At 36.8% G+C, this 16,472-nt stretch carries 21 protein-coding genes and 1 pseudogene; 8 read left to right on the top strand and 14 right to left on the bottom strand.

Annotated features, from left to right (window positions below; all coding sequences use genetic code 11):
- Positions 1 to 37: 37 nt before the first annotated feature.
- Positions 38 to 1,390, top strand: a complete 1,353-nt coding sequence (gene gorA / locus F938_RS01030) for a glutathione-disulfide reductase (RefSeq protein WP_002122354.1) — start codon at positions 38 to 40, stop codon at positions 1,388 to 1,390.
- Between the two features lie 195 nt (positions 1,391 to 1,585).
- Here gorA and F938_RS01025 read toward each other — a convergent pair.
- From F938_RS01025 to F938_RS01015, 4 genes and pseudogenes are all read right to left on the bottom strand, one after another.
- A pseudogene (locus F938_RS01025) lies at positions 1,586 to 2,518 on the bottom strand (IS5 family transposase).
- Complete coding sequence (locus tag F938_RS24955) at positions 2,515 to 2,661, bottom strand: transposase (RefSeq protein ID WP_005028587.1); 147 nt, start codon at positions 2,659 to 2,661, stop codon at positions 2,515 to 2,517. The pseudogene F938_RS01025 and the gene F938_RS24955 overlap by 4 nt, the downstream one beginning before the upstream one ends.
- Before the next feature lie 63 nt (positions 2,662 to 2,724).
- Positions 2,725 to 2,928 (bottom strand): hypothetical protein, encoded by a 204-nt coding sequence (locus F938_RS01020; RefSeq protein ID WP_005028586.1) that lies wholly within the window; start codon positions 2,926 to 2,928, stop codon positions 2,725 to 2,727.
- A 12-nt stretch (positions 2,929 to 2,940) separates the two neighbouring features.
- Positions 2,941 to 3,285: a hypothetical protein gene (locus tag F938_RS01015; protein WP_005028585.1), complete on the bottom strand. Its 345-nt coding sequence runs from the start codon at positions 3,283 to 3,285 to the stop codon at positions 2,941 to 2,943.
- A gap of 256 nt (positions 3,286 to 3,541) precedes the next feature.
- Here F938_RS01015 and F938_RS01010 point away from each other — a divergent pair, with 256 nt between their 5' ends.
- The 4 genes from F938_RS01010 (at position 3,542) to F938_RS00995 (ending at position 7,409) form a co-directional block, all read left to right on the top strand.
- Entirely contained in the window at positions 3,542 to 3,907 is a 366-nt protein-coding gene (locus F938_RS01010; RefSeq protein WP_005028583.1) for a hypothetical protein, read from the top strand.
- A 167-nt stretch (positions 3,908 to 4,074) separates the two neighbouring features.
- Entirely contained in the window at positions 4,075 to 4,851 is a 777-nt protein-coding gene (locus F938_RS01005) for a hypothetical protein (protein WP_005028581.1), read from the top strand.
- A 108-nt stretch (positions 4,852 to 4,959) separates the two neighbouring features.
- Positions 4,960 to 6,018 carry a DNA cytosine methyltransferase gene (locus F938_RS01000; protein ID WP_005006014.1) on the top strand — a complete coding sequence of 353 codons (1,059 nt, stop codon included), beginning with the start codon at positions 4,960 to 4,962 and terminating at the stop codon, positions 6,016 to 6,018.
- 65 nt (positions 6,019 to 6,083) lie between these two features.
- Positions 6,084 to 7,409 carry a DNA cytosine methyltransferase gene (locus F938_RS00995; protein WP_005028578.1) on the top strand — a complete coding sequence of 442 codons (1,326 nt, stop codon included), beginning with the start codon at positions 6,084 to 6,086 and terminating at the stop codon, positions 7,407 to 7,409.
- A 75-nt stretch (positions 7,410 to 7,484) separates the two neighbouring features.
- Here F938_RS00995 and F938_RS00990 read toward each other — a convergent pair whose 3' ends face one another.
- Complete coding sequence (locus F938_RS00990; protein ID WP_005028576.1) at positions 7,485 to 8,402, bottom strand: hypothetical protein; 918 nt, start codon at positions 8,400 to 8,402, stop codon at positions 7,485 to 7,487.
- 250 nt (positions 8,403 to 8,652) lie between these two features.
- Between F938_RS00990 and F938_RS00985 the strand changes: the two genes are divergently transcribed.
- Entirely contained in the window at positions 8,653 to 8,880 is a 228-nt protein-coding gene (locus F938_RS00985; RefSeq protein ID WP_144583909.1) for a hypothetical protein, read from the top strand.
- 42 nt (positions 8,881 to 8,922) lie between these two features.
- On the opposite strand, the gene F938_RS00980 is transcribed toward F938_RS00985, so the two are convergent.
- Positions 8,923 to 10,293 carry a hypothetical protein gene (locus tag F938_RS00980; RefSeq protein ID WP_227553500.1) on the bottom strand — a complete coding sequence of 457 codons (1,371 nt, stop codon included), beginning with the start codon at positions 10,291 to 10,293 and terminating at the stop codon, positions 8,923 to 8,925.
- A 159-nt stretch (positions 10,294 to 10,452) separates the two neighbouring features.
- On the opposite strand from F938_RS00980, the gene umuD reads away from it, so the two are divergent.
- Together umuD and F938_RS00970 are read left to right on the top strand one after the other, a co-directional pair.
- Positions 10,453 to 11,013, top strand: coding sequence for a translesion error-prone DNA polymerase V autoproteolytic subunit (gene umuD / locus F938_RS00975; protein ID WP_005006020.1), 561 nt, complete (start codon positions 10,453 to 10,455; stop codon positions 11,011 to 11,013).
- Positions 11,010 to 12,299 carry a Y-family DNA polymerase gene (locus F938_RS00970; RefSeq protein ID WP_005006021.1) on the top strand — a complete coding sequence of 430 codons (1,290 nt, stop codon included), beginning with the start codon at positions 11,010 to 11,012 and terminating at the stop codon, positions 12,297 to 12,299. The genes umuD and F938_RS00970 overlap by 4 nt, the downstream gene beginning before the upstream one ends.
- Positions 12,300 to 12,454: 155 nt before the next feature.
- On the opposite strand, the gene F938_RS00965 is transcribed toward F938_RS00970, so the two are convergent.
- From F938_RS00965 to F938_RS24950, 8 genes are all read right to left on the bottom strand, one after another.
- Positions 12,455 to 12,703, bottom strand: a complete 249-nt coding sequence (locus F938_RS00965; RefSeq protein ID WP_005006022.1) for a hypothetical protein — start codon at positions 12,701 to 12,703, stop codon at positions 12,455 to 12,457.
- 34 nt (positions 12,704 to 12,737) lie between these two features.
- A complete protein-coding gene (locus tag F938_RS00960; protein ID WP_005006024.1) occupies positions 12,738 to 13,199 on the bottom strand; it encodes a hypothetical protein in 462 nt (153 codons plus the stop codon).
- A gap of 22 nt (positions 13,200 to 13,221) precedes the next feature.
- On the bottom strand, positions 13,222 to 13,446 hold the full coding sequence (locus F938_RS24300) for a hypothetical protein (protein WP_010591387.1): 225 nt from the start codon (positions 13,444 to 13,446) through the stop codon (positions 13,222 to 13,224).
- Between the two features lie 13 nt (positions 13,447 to 13,459).
- Positions 13,460 to 13,693 carry a hypothetical protein gene (locus F938_RS00955; protein WP_005006026.1) on the bottom strand — a complete coding sequence of 78 codons (234 nt, stop codon included), beginning with the start codon at positions 13,691 to 13,693 and terminating at the stop codon, positions 13,460 to 13,462.
- 331 nt (positions 13,694 to 14,024) lie between these two features.
- Complete coding sequence (locus tag F938_RS00950) at positions 14,025 to 14,450, bottom strand: hypothetical protein (protein WP_005006029.1); 426 nt, start codon at positions 14,448 to 14,450, stop codon at positions 14,025 to 14,027.
- Positions 14,451 to 14,488: 38 nt separating this feature from the next.
- Positions 14,489 to 14,644: a hypothetical protein gene (locus F938_RS00945; RefSeq protein ID WP_005006030.1), complete on the bottom strand. Its 156-nt coding sequence runs from the start codon at positions 14,642 to 14,644 to the stop codon at positions 14,489 to 14,491.
- Positions 14,645 to 14,825: 181 nt separating this feature from the next.
- Positions 14,826 to 15,974, bottom strand: coding sequence for a hypothetical protein (locus tag F938_RS00940; protein ID WP_005028567.1), 1,149 nt, complete (start codon positions 15,972 to 15,974; stop codon positions 14,826 to 14,828).
- A gap of 180 nt (positions 15,975 to 16,154) precedes the next feature.
- Complete coding sequence (locus tag F938_RS24950) at positions 16,155 to 16,391, bottom strand: zinc-finger-containing protein (protein WP_158000211.1); 237 nt, start codon at positions 16,389 to 16,391, stop codon at positions 16,155 to 16,157.
- Positions 16,392 to 16,472: the final 81 nt, after the last annotated feature.

The following is a 16,472-nucleotide window of genomic DNA, read 5'->3' as shown; positions in this document are numbered from 1 at the left end:
ATTAACTTTTTAAATCTAAAAAACAGGAATTTCATTTATGTCTAAACACTATGATTATATTGCGATTGGCGGAGGCAGTGGCGGTATTGCATCAGTCAATCGTGCTGCCATGTATGGTAAGAAATGTGCACTGATAGAAATGGGTGATATTGGTGGAACCTGTGTCAACGTAGGATGTGTTCCTAAAAAAGTGATGTGGTATTCAGCTCAAATTGCCGATGCGATTCATAAATATGGTCCTGACTATGGCTTTAATACAGAATTGAAATCCTTTAACTGGAAGAAATTAGTTGAAAACAGACAAGCCTATATCAGCCGAATACATACATCGTATGACACAGGACTAGCTAAAAATAATGTTGATGTCATTCGAGGTTTTGCAAAATTTTTAGATGCTCAAACAATTGAAGTAAATGGTGAAACGTACACAGCTGACCATATTTTAATTGCTACGGGGACTCAAGCATTCAAACCTGAAATTGAAGGTGCTGAATATGGTATTGATTCCAATGGTTTCTTCGGATTAGAACACTTACCGAAGCGGACTGCTATTGTTGGTTCTGGCTATATTGCTGTGGAATTGGCAGGTGTTCTTAATGCATTGGGTTCGAATGTACAATTATTTATTCGTAAACATCAGCCTTTGCGTGGATTAGATCATTTCCTTGGTAAAACACTATTAGAGAATATGCGCAGTGAAAATATTAACGTGCATACTCATAGTCAGATTAACAAAGTGACTAAAGTTCAAGATAACTCACTTGTATTACACCTAGAAGATGGTACAGAACATAGTGTAGATTGCTTGATTTGGGCAATTGGTAGAAAACCTGCAACTGAAGCGATCAATCTTAATAAGACTCAAGTTCAATTGAACGAGAATCGCTTTATTCATGTTGATGCATATCAAAATACAACACAGTCTGGCATTTATGCAGTGGGTGATATTACAGGTAAAGTCGAGTTAACACCTGTTGCTGTGGCAGCGGGTCGAAGACTGTCTGAACGTTTATTTAACAATAAGCCAAATGAACATTTAGATTATGAAAATATTCCGACTGTGGTGTTTAGTCACCCACCTATTGGAACAGTTGGATTAACCGAAGATCAAGCCATAGAAAAATTTGGTAAAGATGCCATCAAAATTTATAGTTCTTCCTTTACATCCATGTATACAGCGATAACAGAACATCGACAACTCACAAAAATGAAATTAATTTGTGTAGGAACTGATGAGAAAGTGGTCGGAATTCATGGTATTGGATACGGTATGGATGAAATTCTGCAAGGCTTTGCTGTTGCTTTAAAAATGGGAGCAACTAAAAAAGACTTCGATAACACTTTAGCAATTCATCCGACTTCTGCTGAAGAATTCGTCACAATGCGTTAATCATTGATCATCTAAAAGAGCATTTATTTATATATTTGCTCTTATTTTTATATTCTATATCCAAATTATGAACTTTCAACAACTTAGAATTATTAGAGAACTCACTCAACATAATCTCAATTTATCACAAACAGCACATGCTCGGCTTTGTTGCACAAAGATTTGAAATGCAAAGCGCCCCTAATTGAGCCAAATTTAAGGCGTAACTTGGGTAAGTGGTCGACCTAATTCCGTAAATCTGTTAAGGACTGCTACACGTGCATGGATCTCATTCACTTGGCTATCAAAACTCCTTGCACTGAGTTTATCTCCTAATAATTTGATGCAATGCATCTTAGTTTCAACCAAACTTCGCCGATGATAGCCTGACCATTTTTTCCATAGTGTCCTGCCTAAACGTTTAATTGTTCGAAGTAATTCATTTCGCTCTAGCGAGCTACTCTTTGTATCTTTCCATGGTTTCGCATTTTTTCTAGGTGGAATCACCGCATGCGCTTGCCGATCTGCAATGACCTGACGGCATTGCTTGGTGTCATAAGCTCCATCGGTATAAACAGAGTTAATCCGCTCATCTTGTGGAATCTGATTAAGTAAATCACCAAGCACCTGTGAATCACTGACATTATTGGTTGTAAGCTGAACTGCTCGTATTTGCAGGGTTTTAGCATCTATACCAATATGAAGTTTACGCCATTGGCGACGATATTCAGGTCCATGTTTCTTGCGTTTCCATTCGCCCTCACCTAGAAACTTCATGCCTGTAGAGTCCATGAGTAGATGCAGCCCATCGCTACTTTTTTGGTAGCTGATTACAATATCAATATGCTTTTGTCTTCTACAAAGCGTGGTGTAATCTGGAGCTATCCAATTTAATCCGCAAAGTTTAATCAGACTTTGCACAAAGCCAGTGACCATACGTAAAGACAGACGGAATAAGGATTTAATCATTAAGCAGCATTGGATGGCTGCGTCGGAGTAGATTTGATTTCGCCCTTGTTTGCCTTTTGATGGAGCATATCATTGCGTAGCAGGATCAAACCAAATGGCAATATTTCCTCGACTCATGAGTGCTCGGTTATATGCGGGCCAATTGGTTGTGCGGTAGATTTTGTGTGTAGGCTTCTTCATTTGAAAATTATATCGCTGAAAAACCCTTTACAGATAGGTTTGTGCAACAAAGCCGTTTCCGAGACATTGCCTTGATTGGCTTCAATTAATTTGATGGCTTCAGCTTTAAATTCTGTGGTGTAAGTCTTGTGTTTCTTGCTCATGGTAAACTCCTGATGAGTGTGTTTAGTTTACCAAGTTAAAACCTCCTGTTTTTTCAGCACACATCAGTCTTGGATAGGCTGAAAAAAAGATACTGGTTCATCCATCCATACATCCTGAAAGGCATTGACCATTTCAGATAATTCAGCAAATTGCTGTCTACTTACCATATCGGGTATTTGACCAGATTTAAGCTGATTCAACTGTAAAAATAAAACTTCTCCGTCAGTAATACGCCCTGACTCAATGGCAAGTACAAGCTTATTCATGCGTCCAGATCCTTAGTTCAATTCACGTTCAATAATGATGTGTCTAACGGTTTCGATCGCCGTGTCATATTGCGATGTAATCATTTCAGCCAAGCTATTCACTGATTCATATTCAAGGTGACTTAATGGTGTGAAATCCTCACCAAACTCTTTTAAAAACAGCGATTCAAAGTCTTCTGCTTCGGTATCCGCAATCGCAATAAAATCAAAAACGGTGCTTAACTGAAGGTTGCAGTTAGCATCAAAACTAAGGTGGTTATTCACCGCATCAGCTTTGACAAGTCCTATTGCCCAATCACTTAAAGGATTCGATGCAAAATGTTTTGCTGATTTAGCGTCAACTGGTAATGAGTGCATAGGGGATCGCCTATCTGTTGGAATAGATACATAGTATCAATCCTTAAAAGGTTTTAACTTTTCTCTAAAAATTAAAACGTGAGTTTTATTTTAATCAATTAAAATCAGCGTATGCGTTTTTAAGCAAACTTAAAGTGGTTTTATAAGTCTTTTTAAATATTTTAAGAAAAGAATAATTGTTTTTAGAAAAAAAGTTTTAAGGGTTTTATTTTCTATAATTAAAAGCGAAATGTGAATTTATTTAAGGAAAACCAAAATGATTTTAGGTGATATTTTAGCTCTTGCGATGGTTGGTACTTGGTTGCTTGCTCTTGATGAATACAAAGCAAAGCTTCTTGCATGGGGTCGCACGACATTTACGTTGTTAGCGATTACTGGTGTTGCAACCATCATTATTTCTTATGTATTTTATTCTACGGCGCAAATCGCATCTAAAGACTATGGCCAAGTAGTCGGCTGGTATGAAACCGTGCGTATTGCTGAGATCAGTGAACCATCGGAAACAAAGGAACAAGAGATTCGTAAGTTTTATACGATCATGGCTCAAAACCCTAAAGAGCTATCTCGCCGTGAGTTCTACAAGCTCCAAACACAATATAAGAATGTGATTTATACAAAGTAATCATTTACCAGGCCTGGTTACAGGCCTTTCGTCTATTCAATCGTAGGATGTATTCAAATGTTGATTCTAGAAGAGCTTTGTGGTGAGCTAATAGTTGTGTCCAACATTCTATTGTCTATTTATTTTAATTTACTTATTGTTGTTCGATAATTTTGGTTAAACCGACTATGATGAAGTCTGAAATAGAACAAATATTAAAAGAGCTCTCTAAGGAGTTTTCTACAAAGACTACGGCGCTACTTGAAGCAAGAAAGGTCTTTGTTTCTTTTGATCCAGAAATACAATTATCCATACTACAACTCAACCAGCACTCAGACCTCAATGTAATACTTCCTAATATTCAAAGCCAGCCTGAAAGAGATCCTTTGTATTTAACATTGAGTAATATTTATTGGATTAAGGTTTATAACCAAATAGTTATTAAGATAAATCACCAATCAGATGCAAAAACTAGGTTTTATACGAAGTATTGTACTCATAACAGTAAGGTATTCGGACTAAAGATGGTAAGAAAAGCACTTGCTGACTTGGATAATCTATCTAGCAACGCTTCTCTTGTTGATGTTTTGGCAAATCAAGTTGGTATATACGACACGATATGGAGTTTTAAGTTTGTCGAGAAATCTCCTAGAACCCGTATACACGGCACTGGCATCAATAAAAAAAGAAAAATAGACCTATGTTTTAATATGATTCGCACTTTTGAACAGGTCGCTAAATCTATTAATTTGAATATTAGTAATGAATATTCACTATTAAAGATAGAAGAGAATAGGTTTGATCAGGCTATCCAGGAGTTAACTAAAGATCTAAATATTAGTAAAGGTGCTTACATCCAGATTAATGAGCATCTTGAAGTTAAATTGGCAAAGACATCCAGCACAATTTACGTCAAATTTAGTGATTTAGCATCCGAAAAGCTCAATAAGCTTTATGGTAGATAATCGTCTTCAACTGAATAGACATATAACTATTTTTAAAAAAAATTATATTCATACAAATTACTCTAAAATTAGGTAATCAAGCTCATTGCTTAAAACTTGGAGTCGGTCGTGGATTTAGTAAAAACGCAAAACAATAATGAACAATTGCAACTTTTCAATAAGCTTTTATTGGATGCAAGAAGTAGTTTTATTGATGCTGAGTTTAAGATTTCAAACATCTTTGATGCACCGCATAAGAATGAAGTTGTTCGCTTAAATAAGAAATCACAAGCATATGTTGAAGCTAATGGCTGGATGTCCAGATCTTCCGCATTAGAGCGTTTAGAACAATGGAAAAACGTTGCGTTTAACCAATATCTAGATCCAACGATCCGCAACCAAAACAACCAAAAAATTGTCATTTCTCTTTTTGATTTGTCTGGCACATGGTCACAACCATGGGTTGATGCTGGCTATCAAGTATTTCGCTTTGATATACAGGCAGATCCTTATTTTGGCGATATTAATAACTTCAGCGTGGAATTCTTTAACGAGCTTTTTGCATGCTTTGATGGTTTGGACGTTCATGCGATTTTAGCTGCATGCCCATGTACTGACTTTGCTGTTTCTGGTGCAAGACATTTTACCGCCAAAGATGCTGATGGTCGCACGTTAAGCAGTATTGAGCTGGTGTACCAAACTTTAAGAACAATTGAATTTTTTAAACCGAATATTTGGGCAATTGAGAATCCAGTAGGGCGTATTGCGAGCTTAACCGGGTTGTCGCCGTGGCGTCTGTCGTTTGATCCGTTTCATTTTGGGGATACTTACACTAAGAAAACCTTATTATGGGGTAGATTTAATGCTGACCTACCTATTGCACCAGTAGAGCCTATAGAGGGATCTAAAATGCACAAGTTATATGGTGGGAAAAGCTTGGCCACTAAAAATGCTCGAAGTGTAACGCCTGTTGGTTTTGCATATTCATTCTTTATGGCCAATAACGCGCATGACCATAAACTGATGGCATTTTCAAACAAATATGACCGATTAGACCGGAATCTTTTAAAACTCGCTCTGAATTCAGGAGTTTCTGAATATGAAATTTCGTCTGCCATCGATGATGCTTACTATGATTATGATGATTTGGCAGCCATTGATTCTATAAATGAACTAATGCTTGCCTAAGTATTCATACAGTATTCGCGTACACGAATTTAGTGGCAAAAAGCCAAAAACTTGGAGTTTATATTATGTTTAATTTATTACCACACGAACTTATTGTTGATAATTTTGCCGGGGGTGGTGGAACATCAACCGGTTTAGAACGTGCATTTGGGAGACCGATTGATATTGCTATTAATCATGATCCTAAAGCTTTGGCGATGCACCGGGTAAATCATCCTCTTACAAAACATTATTGTGAAAGTGTTTGGGATGTAGATCCAGTTGAAATCACTGGTAATCAACCCGTTGGATTAGTCTGGTTGAGCCCAGACTGTAAACACCATTCCAAAGCTAAGGGAGGTAAACCTCTCAATAAAAACATTAGGGGATTGGCCTGGATTGCATTGCGCTGGGCAGCAAAGGTTCGACCTCGTGTAATAATGCTTGAAAATGTAACGGAGTTTGCAGAATGGGGTGACCTTGATAAAGATGGACGTCCATGCCCAAAGCGTAAGGGACGAACGTTTAATTGCTTTGTAAATGCATTGAAATATCAAGGATACTCAGTTGAATACAAAGAATTAAAAGCATGTGACTTCGGTTCACCAACTATACGAAATCGATTTTTCTTAATAGCTCGCCGTGATGGATTGCCAATCGTATGGCCAAAGGAAACCCATGGTAATCCTAATACCAGTCTTGTAAAAAAGGGACGTTTATTGCCATGGCGTACAGCTGCTGAATGCGTAGATCTAAGTTTTGATTGCCCTAGTATATTTAAAAGAAAAAAAGCACTGGCACCAGCTACGTTAGAGCGTATTGTTCGCGGTATTTTGAAATATATCGTTCATAATCCAGAGCCATATATCGTTGATGCAGCTGCTCCAATTCTTACAGAATGTGCAAATGGATCAAGTCGGAGATCAATGCCGATCGGTGAGCCTTTGAGGACAATTACAGCTGAAACTAAAGGCGGTACCCACTCACTATATGTTTGTCACCTTTCAAAAATGAAAAATGGATGTACTGGCCAAGAGTTAAATGAACCTATGCATACACTCACAACAGTAAATCAATTTGCAGAGGTACGAGCTTTATTAACGAGATTTACTGAAGGGTTAAATTTCAAAAATGAACTTTTTGAAAAATTTGGAATCATTGAAATCAATGGTGAACGCTATTGTATTGAAGATATTGGCTTTAGAATGCTTCAACCATTTGAACTTTATAAGGCTCAAGGCTTTCCGCATGATTATATTTTCAGTTATGGACATGATGAAAATAACCAACAATTGAAGTTAACTAAACAAGACCAATATCGTATGGTCGGTAACTCAGTACCACCTGATTTATCTTATGCACTGGTTCTGGCCAACTTTACTCATGAACAGGAATATAGTCTGGCCTCATAAGGCTATTTGCATTCTATAAATTATGAGTTAAAAAAAGAGGTCCCTAATGACCTCTTTTTAAGCTAGATAATAAAATTAATAATTACACTTAAACCAATTTGCTTTACTGTCCCAAACCGTTCTACCAGCTTCAAGTGGGATCTGGTTGTACAACACATCACTTCCAGCTGAGATTCCATTTTGGGTATTTAAAAAGCCTTTGATATTGATTTTGATATTTTTCTGATCGTTAGAAAAGCCTTCTACACTTGCGATAACCGTACCATTGGTCTGCTTAAAATTAGGTTGCCCAAATACGTATATACCGGTAAAAGCAGACAATACTGTTTCATTGCAGATAGTTTTACCTATGTCTTTTGTTGTAGGGGCATTTGCAGCTATAAATCTATTTTTTGCATTAATTTGAGCTTGTTCCTGGCGTTGACGCTCATTTTCTTGACGTAATCGCTCATTATATTTTCTCTTGTCTTGTTCAAGTTCTTCTTGTCTATGAACGTTGTAATAATCAATATGACCTTTAAGTGAAGATCGATCAATAACCTTTGTTTTTAGCGAAATGATGTCTAGATTTTTGTTAGTACCACCGTATCGGCTTGATAATGGTTCAATACTTACATACCAGGGTGAACTTACATTACATTCAAAAATACCAATGTGAGGTGCGAGTTCTGACCCGATAGTCTTAGGAGATGGGTTATTACGTTTATCTAAATAGGCATATGAAGAACGTTGAATTTGTCTCAACGATCCATTCTGGCTTTTACATAAATTATTAATGTATGAATGGGGTAAAAGAGCTTCTTTATATCCAGTAAGCATATAGTCTTTACCGGTCCCAGCTTTCCCATTTAGGTTTTTGGAATTAATTATGTTCTCAGGGGTCTGATATTTCAGCATTTGATTTGGCGTAATTTCATCCGGTTGAGGCAGAATGGAACAACCAACAAGAGGTAGAAGAATAGCTGAGCTTAGTACTAACTTAATATTTTTCATGATCTAAAAATTATCCTGATAAAACTGGAGTTCCTAACTATTAAAAGTAGTTAATATTGATGTTTAAACTATAATATTTTACAGTTAATAATTAATAAAACCTATGCTTAAAATGTTCAACCGGGCTGTATGGCACAGCGTTAAAAAAGAAGAATTTGTTTTATAGGGGATTCAATGCGCCCGGAAGATACTAATTCCTGTGTATAACGCCGTTCATACCAGCAGTTTTTCTGTTGATCAATCAGTGGAGATGGATTGTACAATCCTAAGTTGTTTTGGCTTGAAAGATTTTATCTCTAAAGAAGCAATGTACGAATATGTTTGTGAAAATTTGCATTTAGACTTAGACGAAGTAGATGGAACAGAGCCATTAATTATAAAGCAGGGGAATAAGTTTATCCTTGTCTGTGATCGTGGATTCCCATCGGATATTGAAGATCCGAGTATTTATAATTACTTGTCCAATTATATCCAATAGAAATCATTTTCTATAAAACAGAGTGTGTTTCCACACTCTGTTTTATACGGTATTTAGGTCCTTTAAAAGTTCAAAAGCATCCATTTCTTTAACGATGTTCAATAAATATTGCCTGTTGTTTAATAGCAATTCATCAAAGTGACGTATATCAACGATATTACTTAAATTATGTATTTTGAATTGATTTTTTGACATGTAATTAATGCATTCATCTTGATCAAAACATTTTGTTGCTGGAGATCCTGATTCACTTATGAAAATAATGCTGCTGTTCCACATAGATAAATAAAAATATCTGTAAATTTTATCATTTCGCGAAGAGTACCAGTCAGGAAGCATAATTTCACAAGAGTACTTAACATCACCTCCATGAGAATATTGATCCCAAAGTTCAATCATTTCAGAACGTTTTAATTTAGATGTCTCCAGTGCTAAAACTGTGTATTGAGAATCCCTACTTAACCCTAATTTAAAACACATATCTGCGTAATTAATCTGATCGATATCAATTGTGTCTTTGTATCGTTGTTTTTTTAATTGATTCAATAATTCAATCTGATTGCTTGTAAAAATATCCATCCATTGAGTAACTGGCAATGATTTTATTAGGGCCAAAAAAGCTTTTTTATCTTCTCTGGTGCAATCTATGTCTTCTTTCACTTGTCTATTCCGCAAGTATCCATAATTGCCATTTTCTAAATCGGAGCTAACCCAATATGCATCCTGTAAAGTTCTATCGGCTTTACTTTCTAAAGGTGTAATGTCAAATAGTCGGAGATCGTTAGGACAGCACTCTGTAAATGTTGGATGCTTAATAGGTCTGCTGGTATACGCTATTAAAGTTTTACGATGCTTTGATAAGAGAAAAACACTATCTAAATAGTTAGTCATCGTGTTTAGAACGGATAAAGGTAAGGCATATTCTTCATTTTTAGTTTTATATGTATCTAGGACGTCTATCTCAGAGTAACATTCAATATAAGGATAGTGTTGATGCTGACGAAAATTAGCAATAGCTTTTTTATTCTTACTATCAGAAAACTCATATTGAATATTATTCGAGTCTAACCAACTATAAAATGATTGATTAATAATATCCTTCACACGATGATCGATAACCAGGATATCTGGTATTCCAAAAACTAATGGAATATTTGGGCCATTAGTCTTGTAGTAACGGCTCCAAAAAGTCTTCAGGAATTTTGACAGGGAACAACTACTGTCATTTTTTTCATAATATTCCGTGTAATTTAATGGAAAATCATTGACGGAGATGCCAAGTAAACATAATGGCTGCATTGATAGATCAGGATCTATAACTAATGGATCATTAGAACGCATTACGCCGTAGTTAGGCTCTATGAATACCCGTTTGCAAACCTGTACTGTTAAGTAATGAATAATTGGCATCATCTCTGACATATTACGTGTAAATTTTATTATTCATAAGATAGACGATCTTTATTCTAACTCCAAGGATAACCCATTGTGTATTGGTAACTTTTAAGAAATATTTGAACAAACATACAGCTCTCAATACAATGGGTCTCAAATCATAGTAAGGTTTTTTTCATGTCTACTTGCAGTTCAACGTCAGGAAAACCTGAAACGAAAGTTATCGCATTTAGCGGTGCAAATAAAAAGATAAGCGATATTCTTGACCTCGAGCACGTCAGATCTAACTCGCTTTTACAAATTCCTATTGCAGCTGAATTATTATCAGCTGGATTTCCTTCACCAGCACAAGATTTTATTGAAAAGTCGGTCGATCTCAACGAAATGCTGATCACCAATGAGTACTCTACGTTTATTGGTAAAGTAGGCTCTCGTTCCATGCTAAATGCTGGTATAGATATTAACGATAAGCTCATAATCGATAGAAGCTTCAATGCCAAGCATCTAGATATTATTGTTGCTCAGCTAGAAACAGACTTTACCGTTAAGCGGTTGATGATCACCAAGCAAATGTCAGCTGGTGAAATTAATGAAATTTTTGGTCCAGATGCAAAATCTATCCCTCCAGTTTGGCTTAAAGCAGAAAACCAAGAGCACTCACATATTTTTCTAAAACCTGAACAGGAATTGATTGTGTGGGGCGTAGTGACTTACATCATTAAAGACGCACGAAAATGACAAACCGGGTATTTATTCATGTTGATATAAATTCGGCATATTGTTCGATGGAAGCATTTTGGAACCCTAAGTTAAAGGGTAAACCATGCGTTGTCTTAAGCTCTAATGACGGAACAATCATCGCGAGAAGCGCTGAAGCTAAACTCTTAAAAATCCCGATGGGTGCGCCACTCTTTAAGGTCCAAGACATCATCAATAAACATAACGTTCATGTGCTATCGAGCAATTTTGCGCTGTATGGCGAAATGTCACGCCGTTTTCATGGAATATTATCTGGTTTTGTAGATCCAAGCTGTTACAGCATTTACAGCATTGATGAAGGCTTTATAGAATTTACTCAATTTACTAAAAACTTTGATGCTACTGAAATGGCACGGGAGATTCGGCATCAAGTATATAAGCTTATTGGCTTAACAACGTGCGTGGGTGTTGGTAGAACACTGACTGAAAGTAAAATGGCCAACAACCTTGCCAAAAAGAATCCAGAATTAAATGGAATCTGTAATTTAGTGACAATGAGCCTGGTAGATGTCGAAAGCTACTATCAAAGCATGCCAGTTGATGAAATATGGGGTGTAGGGCGAAAGTACGCTAAAAAGCTTAATGACATGGGGATTTTAACTGTGCTGGATCTTGCAACATCCAACCCGAATCGAATGCGTGAACTCTTCAATGTGAATATGCAAAGTACGATTTTAGAATTGCTTGGCCAGTCATGCTTTGAATTTGAAAGTTCACCTAAGGCGAAACAACAGATTGTCTCGAGCAAATCTTTCGGCCAGAAAATTACTGAGCTCTCAATTCTTCAAGAAGCCGTCAGCAAATATACCCATAATGCATTCAATCGGCTTGTTGATGAACACCAGCTTTGCGGATCTCTGATTGTTTTCTTGCAATCCAACCCATTTGACCAGTCAAAACCGTATTACAGCAAGTCGTTAACATACACGTTTACCCAACCTACAAACAATTTGATGCAACTTGTTAAAGCTGCCACATCACTGATTGATAAATTGTACAAAGAGGGGATAGAGTTTAAGAAATGTGGCGTGATGTTGTGTGAATTGATAAAAGAAGAACATCGCACGATCGGCCTACTAACTGACGTAGAGCAGCTTGAAAAAGAGCAAGCGTTAATGACGGCGTTTCAAAGCATTCAAAGTAAGTTTGGCAAGGCTAAAATTGCTGCTGGATCATGTAATCTGAAAAATAGAGATTGGGAACCTAAGTCAGAACGTCAAAGCCGTAACTATTTTAGTGAGGCTGGTATGATTGTCTTCAATTGATTCATTTGAGGGAATTTGTTGGCAATGACGGGGATGGTCAGACTCGAACTGACATTCAAGGAATTAAACCTTTGCTTTAATGAGATTGATCAGATCTCAAAACCAATTGGCTACACCCTCGGAAATATAAGTACTTTTACCTCCAAAATAAGAAATTAAGATTGCTGATAGCTTCTTGGTGATTCAGCTGGTGTACCATCATCATATCGCCAAAATAAGAAGCTTCCACTCCATTCGACATCACCTGAAGCATAGTCACGGATCTTATCGCTCCAGCGGATAGGTTTAATTTCATGGTCTAAGAATTCATCCCACACAATAAACGCCGTGCCATCTTTGTTTGGGATTTGGTCCTCGATGAAGAACCAGGGTGACTTCACATCACCAGAACAGCGTTTTGTCATTTTGTCTCTCTCACACTTTTGAGTAAGCCTCAAATTAATTGAAAAGATCATGAAAACTGTTTTGAACGTCAGACCGTGCGATCGGCGCTGTTTCTTGCTGCACAACTTCATCAATCAAATAAGCAACAGGACTTACAGATTGGCTTTTTGTGAAAGTCGGTGCACCAACTTCAGCGATAAACTTCTCGCTAATCGGTTTTTTTATTTCTAAGCGATACACACGGCGCAGCTTGTTTAAGCAATCAGACATCGATCCATCGCCAATACCGTGACGGGTTTTCTTGTTATCACGAGTCTTAAACGTGAAGTATGGAAAATGTTTGGCCATGACTGCAGTAATGTCTTTACCAACCAGGTAAATGTGGCTGTGTGTTTCGTAGAAGTGGGTAAATGACGCCTCTACGTGATAAGCAGCCAACAAGCTTTTTGCTTGTGGGTCAGTGATAACCGATTTAACTTGGTTAATCATTTTTTTGGCAATTGTTTTGTTATTCATGATGAACACCTTATAAATTTGATTAATTAGATTGAGTTAATGCTAGTTGCGTAAAAATACGTGATAGGCACACTTTACATGTAACAAGGTGCGGTACCGTGTCCACGGTAACATCACCTACTTTCATTTTGAATTCTTTCTTTGCTTCATCTGCAGGGAATAAGCCTCCAGCTGAGCACAAGTACTGGTTTTTCTCACGAACCAATTTAGATCCTGAGTAGTCTTCAGCAAAAACCAAGTGAGTCACTGTATTTGATTTCTCACCATCGCGTTGCTAAAACCTTGGTGGACCATTCCTCCCACAAATTGAACTTTTTAGCTTGTTCAACCATATGGTGCAGATCTGCAGTAGAAATTCTAACTGATGGCATTGAAGGGTTATTTACTGATTCTGGCGCACGAGTTACACGAACAAGTTCTATAACTTCATGAGCTTCAATTGGACCATATTTGCGATCAAGGTTTTTGCTCAATAATTCATTAATAGTAGCCATTTCAACTCCAAGTTTTAAGCGTTGTGCTTCTAATTGTTAATTTTAAGATAGAACCTAAACCAAAAAACTTTTTTGAAATTATTTATTATTGTTTTACTGATCCTTGCTGCGACTTTTAACAGATAGCAGCTAAAAATGGTAATGAGGATGCTATTAAAATGATGGAAGCAATTAAGGAACCATAAAAATAAGCATTGATCCTGGTGCGCCAGATCTAGCGCTGGCCACAACCAAATTTCTAAACCTTTTTTTAATCAACTAAAAAAACATCGAATGCGGTTTTCAACTGCCAAAAAGTGAAGCAATAGACATGCTTCACTAGTTATTGTTATTAAACTTCAGTCAATTCATTAATATCTAGGATATGAACGCCGTTTGATGTCAGTAGCCAACATGGGAGGGTATGTGCTTCAGTGACTTGAAGTATGAGGCTGTTAAGAGTGTCACTAGATTTTTTGCAGTAAAGGCAATCAGGCTCAGGATTGCTACCATCATCATCAATCAATGGCGTGTCAGCAATTAAGCGGTATGAAGCATACTTAATGATGTCAATATCATCGGCATTGATTGGCTCTTTTGAGCTTAGGAGTACTTGCTCTAAGCTGAATGCTTCAGGTTCAATCCATTTAACCTTGCTGGTGTTTTCAATCTGGTAACTTAACTGAGTGCCATCAGCAAAAAACACGACAAATTGACCATCTTCAATGTGCTGTACTTTAAAATTGCATGGAATGGTGAATGTGTTGTAGTAATTCATGGGGTTTCTCCAAGTTGTAGGCGTTGAGCCTAAGTTGATTAATCGTTTAAAACAGATTCGATAAAAGAGAGTATTTCAGCTTTAAGAGATGCTGAAATGGTTGCAGTATTTAACTGGCTTAAATACATATCAGCTTTGTCTTTTATTTCTTTTGACGTTGCGGTTTTACGAATTAAAACTAATGTATTCCACATATTAAAACCTTTAAGGATAGTGATTAAATCTATATTCATTATACAAAGCGCAATAGCTGTTTAATTTTTCTTAAAATTTAAAAATTCAAAACCTTTTTAATCAATTAAAAAACATCGAATGCGCTTTAAAAAATGCCCAAAAGAAAAGGGATAAGGTTTTACGCTTATCCCTGTTTGGGTTTTAGATATGGCAATCAACAATCGTGATTATATAGTCGCTTGGAAAGCTCTTGAGCAAGGCTTGGTTTTTGTTTTCCCAATCTTCTTCCTTGCGAATATCCTGTCCAAACATGCAACACTCTGAACCTGTCCAGTCGCCTATTTCATCACCACTGGTCGCATCTAAGAAACAGTATGTACCGAATGGGTTTGCTGATTTTTTAGCTACGAATTCTTCACGGCTCACCAAAAATTCATCAAAATCATAGCCACTCAAGCCATAAAACTTATCAGTGTCATTGGCTCTAATTGTTTTGATTGAATCTTGGTTATGATAAATGTCACGCTTTTCATTGACTGTTTCGATTGATTCATCAGCCCACAATTCACTTAATGGACGCCAAGTACGTGAAGCATCACCGATACATTTTTCAAAGTAGTCATAAACACGGTTGGCTTCGGTTTTTAAACGGTTGATTTCGGATTCAAAATCAAGCTCACCAATCGGGCAACTATTCACATTACGTCCATCAAGACGCAACAGCATGTTTTTCCAACGTCCTCCGATTTCATACCAATCGTATTTCGGATTCGGGTTGGTGGTGGTGAAGTAATCGACCACTTTGCCATCAGCATCAAGCTCTATCCATTCTGTCCAACTTTCATCAGGTTTTTCACCTGTCAAAACAGTTGGCGTAACTTCTTCGTTATACCAATTAATGAACTGTTGAAGCTCAAACACTTCAGTACATGGCACATCTTTTTGATGCCATTGAATGAACATGCCTAAATCACGAATGCGACTTGAGTACGTACCATCATCGTTTTTGACCTGTACCACTGATAAATGCTCACCGCCGTTCGGGAAGTCAGCAAAAATATCACCTTTGTTGTTTTTGATGGCATCAAGCTCTAAGTCTGTTGCATCACGCACGAAACGAGGGTCGTCAAGAAACGCATAGCGTTCTTCACCATCATCTAAGATAGGCTTTGAGTTTTTCATCAAAGTGATTTCTGTCGATTCGTATTGGTCTTTAATTTCGTCCAATGATGATTCTGAAATGCAATATTTGTTTTTAATGCCTGAGCATTCAAATTCGTAAAATGGTTCTAGGGCATCTACAACATCACCATCAGGGGTGGTAACTACTGCAACTGTGAAATGTGACATTTTAAAATCTCCAAGTTTTGAGCCGTGTGCTCTACATCTGAGATTCCATAATAGCTATTAAGTGGCGTTTATAACTTTTTCTTAAAATATAAATGAAGCTGAATATAACAACGGTAGTGGTTCAGCAATGAAAATATTTTAATCAATTAAAATCACCGTATACGTTGAATAAAAGTAATATCAATTATTTCTATTTAATGAAATAAAATAAGGCTCACATATTAAAATAACCTGATTACATAGATCTATATCAAAAAAAGCAATGTGGCATAAATGGTGCGATATATTTAACTTTTCTGATAACCACTTATATCCTAATCTTCTTGCTTGATTTTTTGTTAGGTTCGGGTGTGTAATTAACTTTCTTTGCCATAAGTTATCAAAAAAATAATGTGCTTTTTTTAGAGGTGGTCCCACATGTTTGAACAACTAAAAGCTTATTTATAAGTGATACTCTGCTCTAGTTAAGCTACCTTATTTTGTTGTGGTAGCTGGTCA

The sequence above is a fragment of the Acinetobacter bereziniae LMG 1003 = CIP 70.12 genome (assembly GCF_000368925.1).
Lineage (GTDB): Bacteria > Pseudomonadota > Gammaproteobacteria > Pseudomonadales > Moraxellaceae > Acinetobacter > Acinetobacter bereziniae.
The sequence above is the reverse complement of the archived record's forward strand: the minus strand, read 5'-3'. Positions and strand labels throughout refer to the sequence as shown.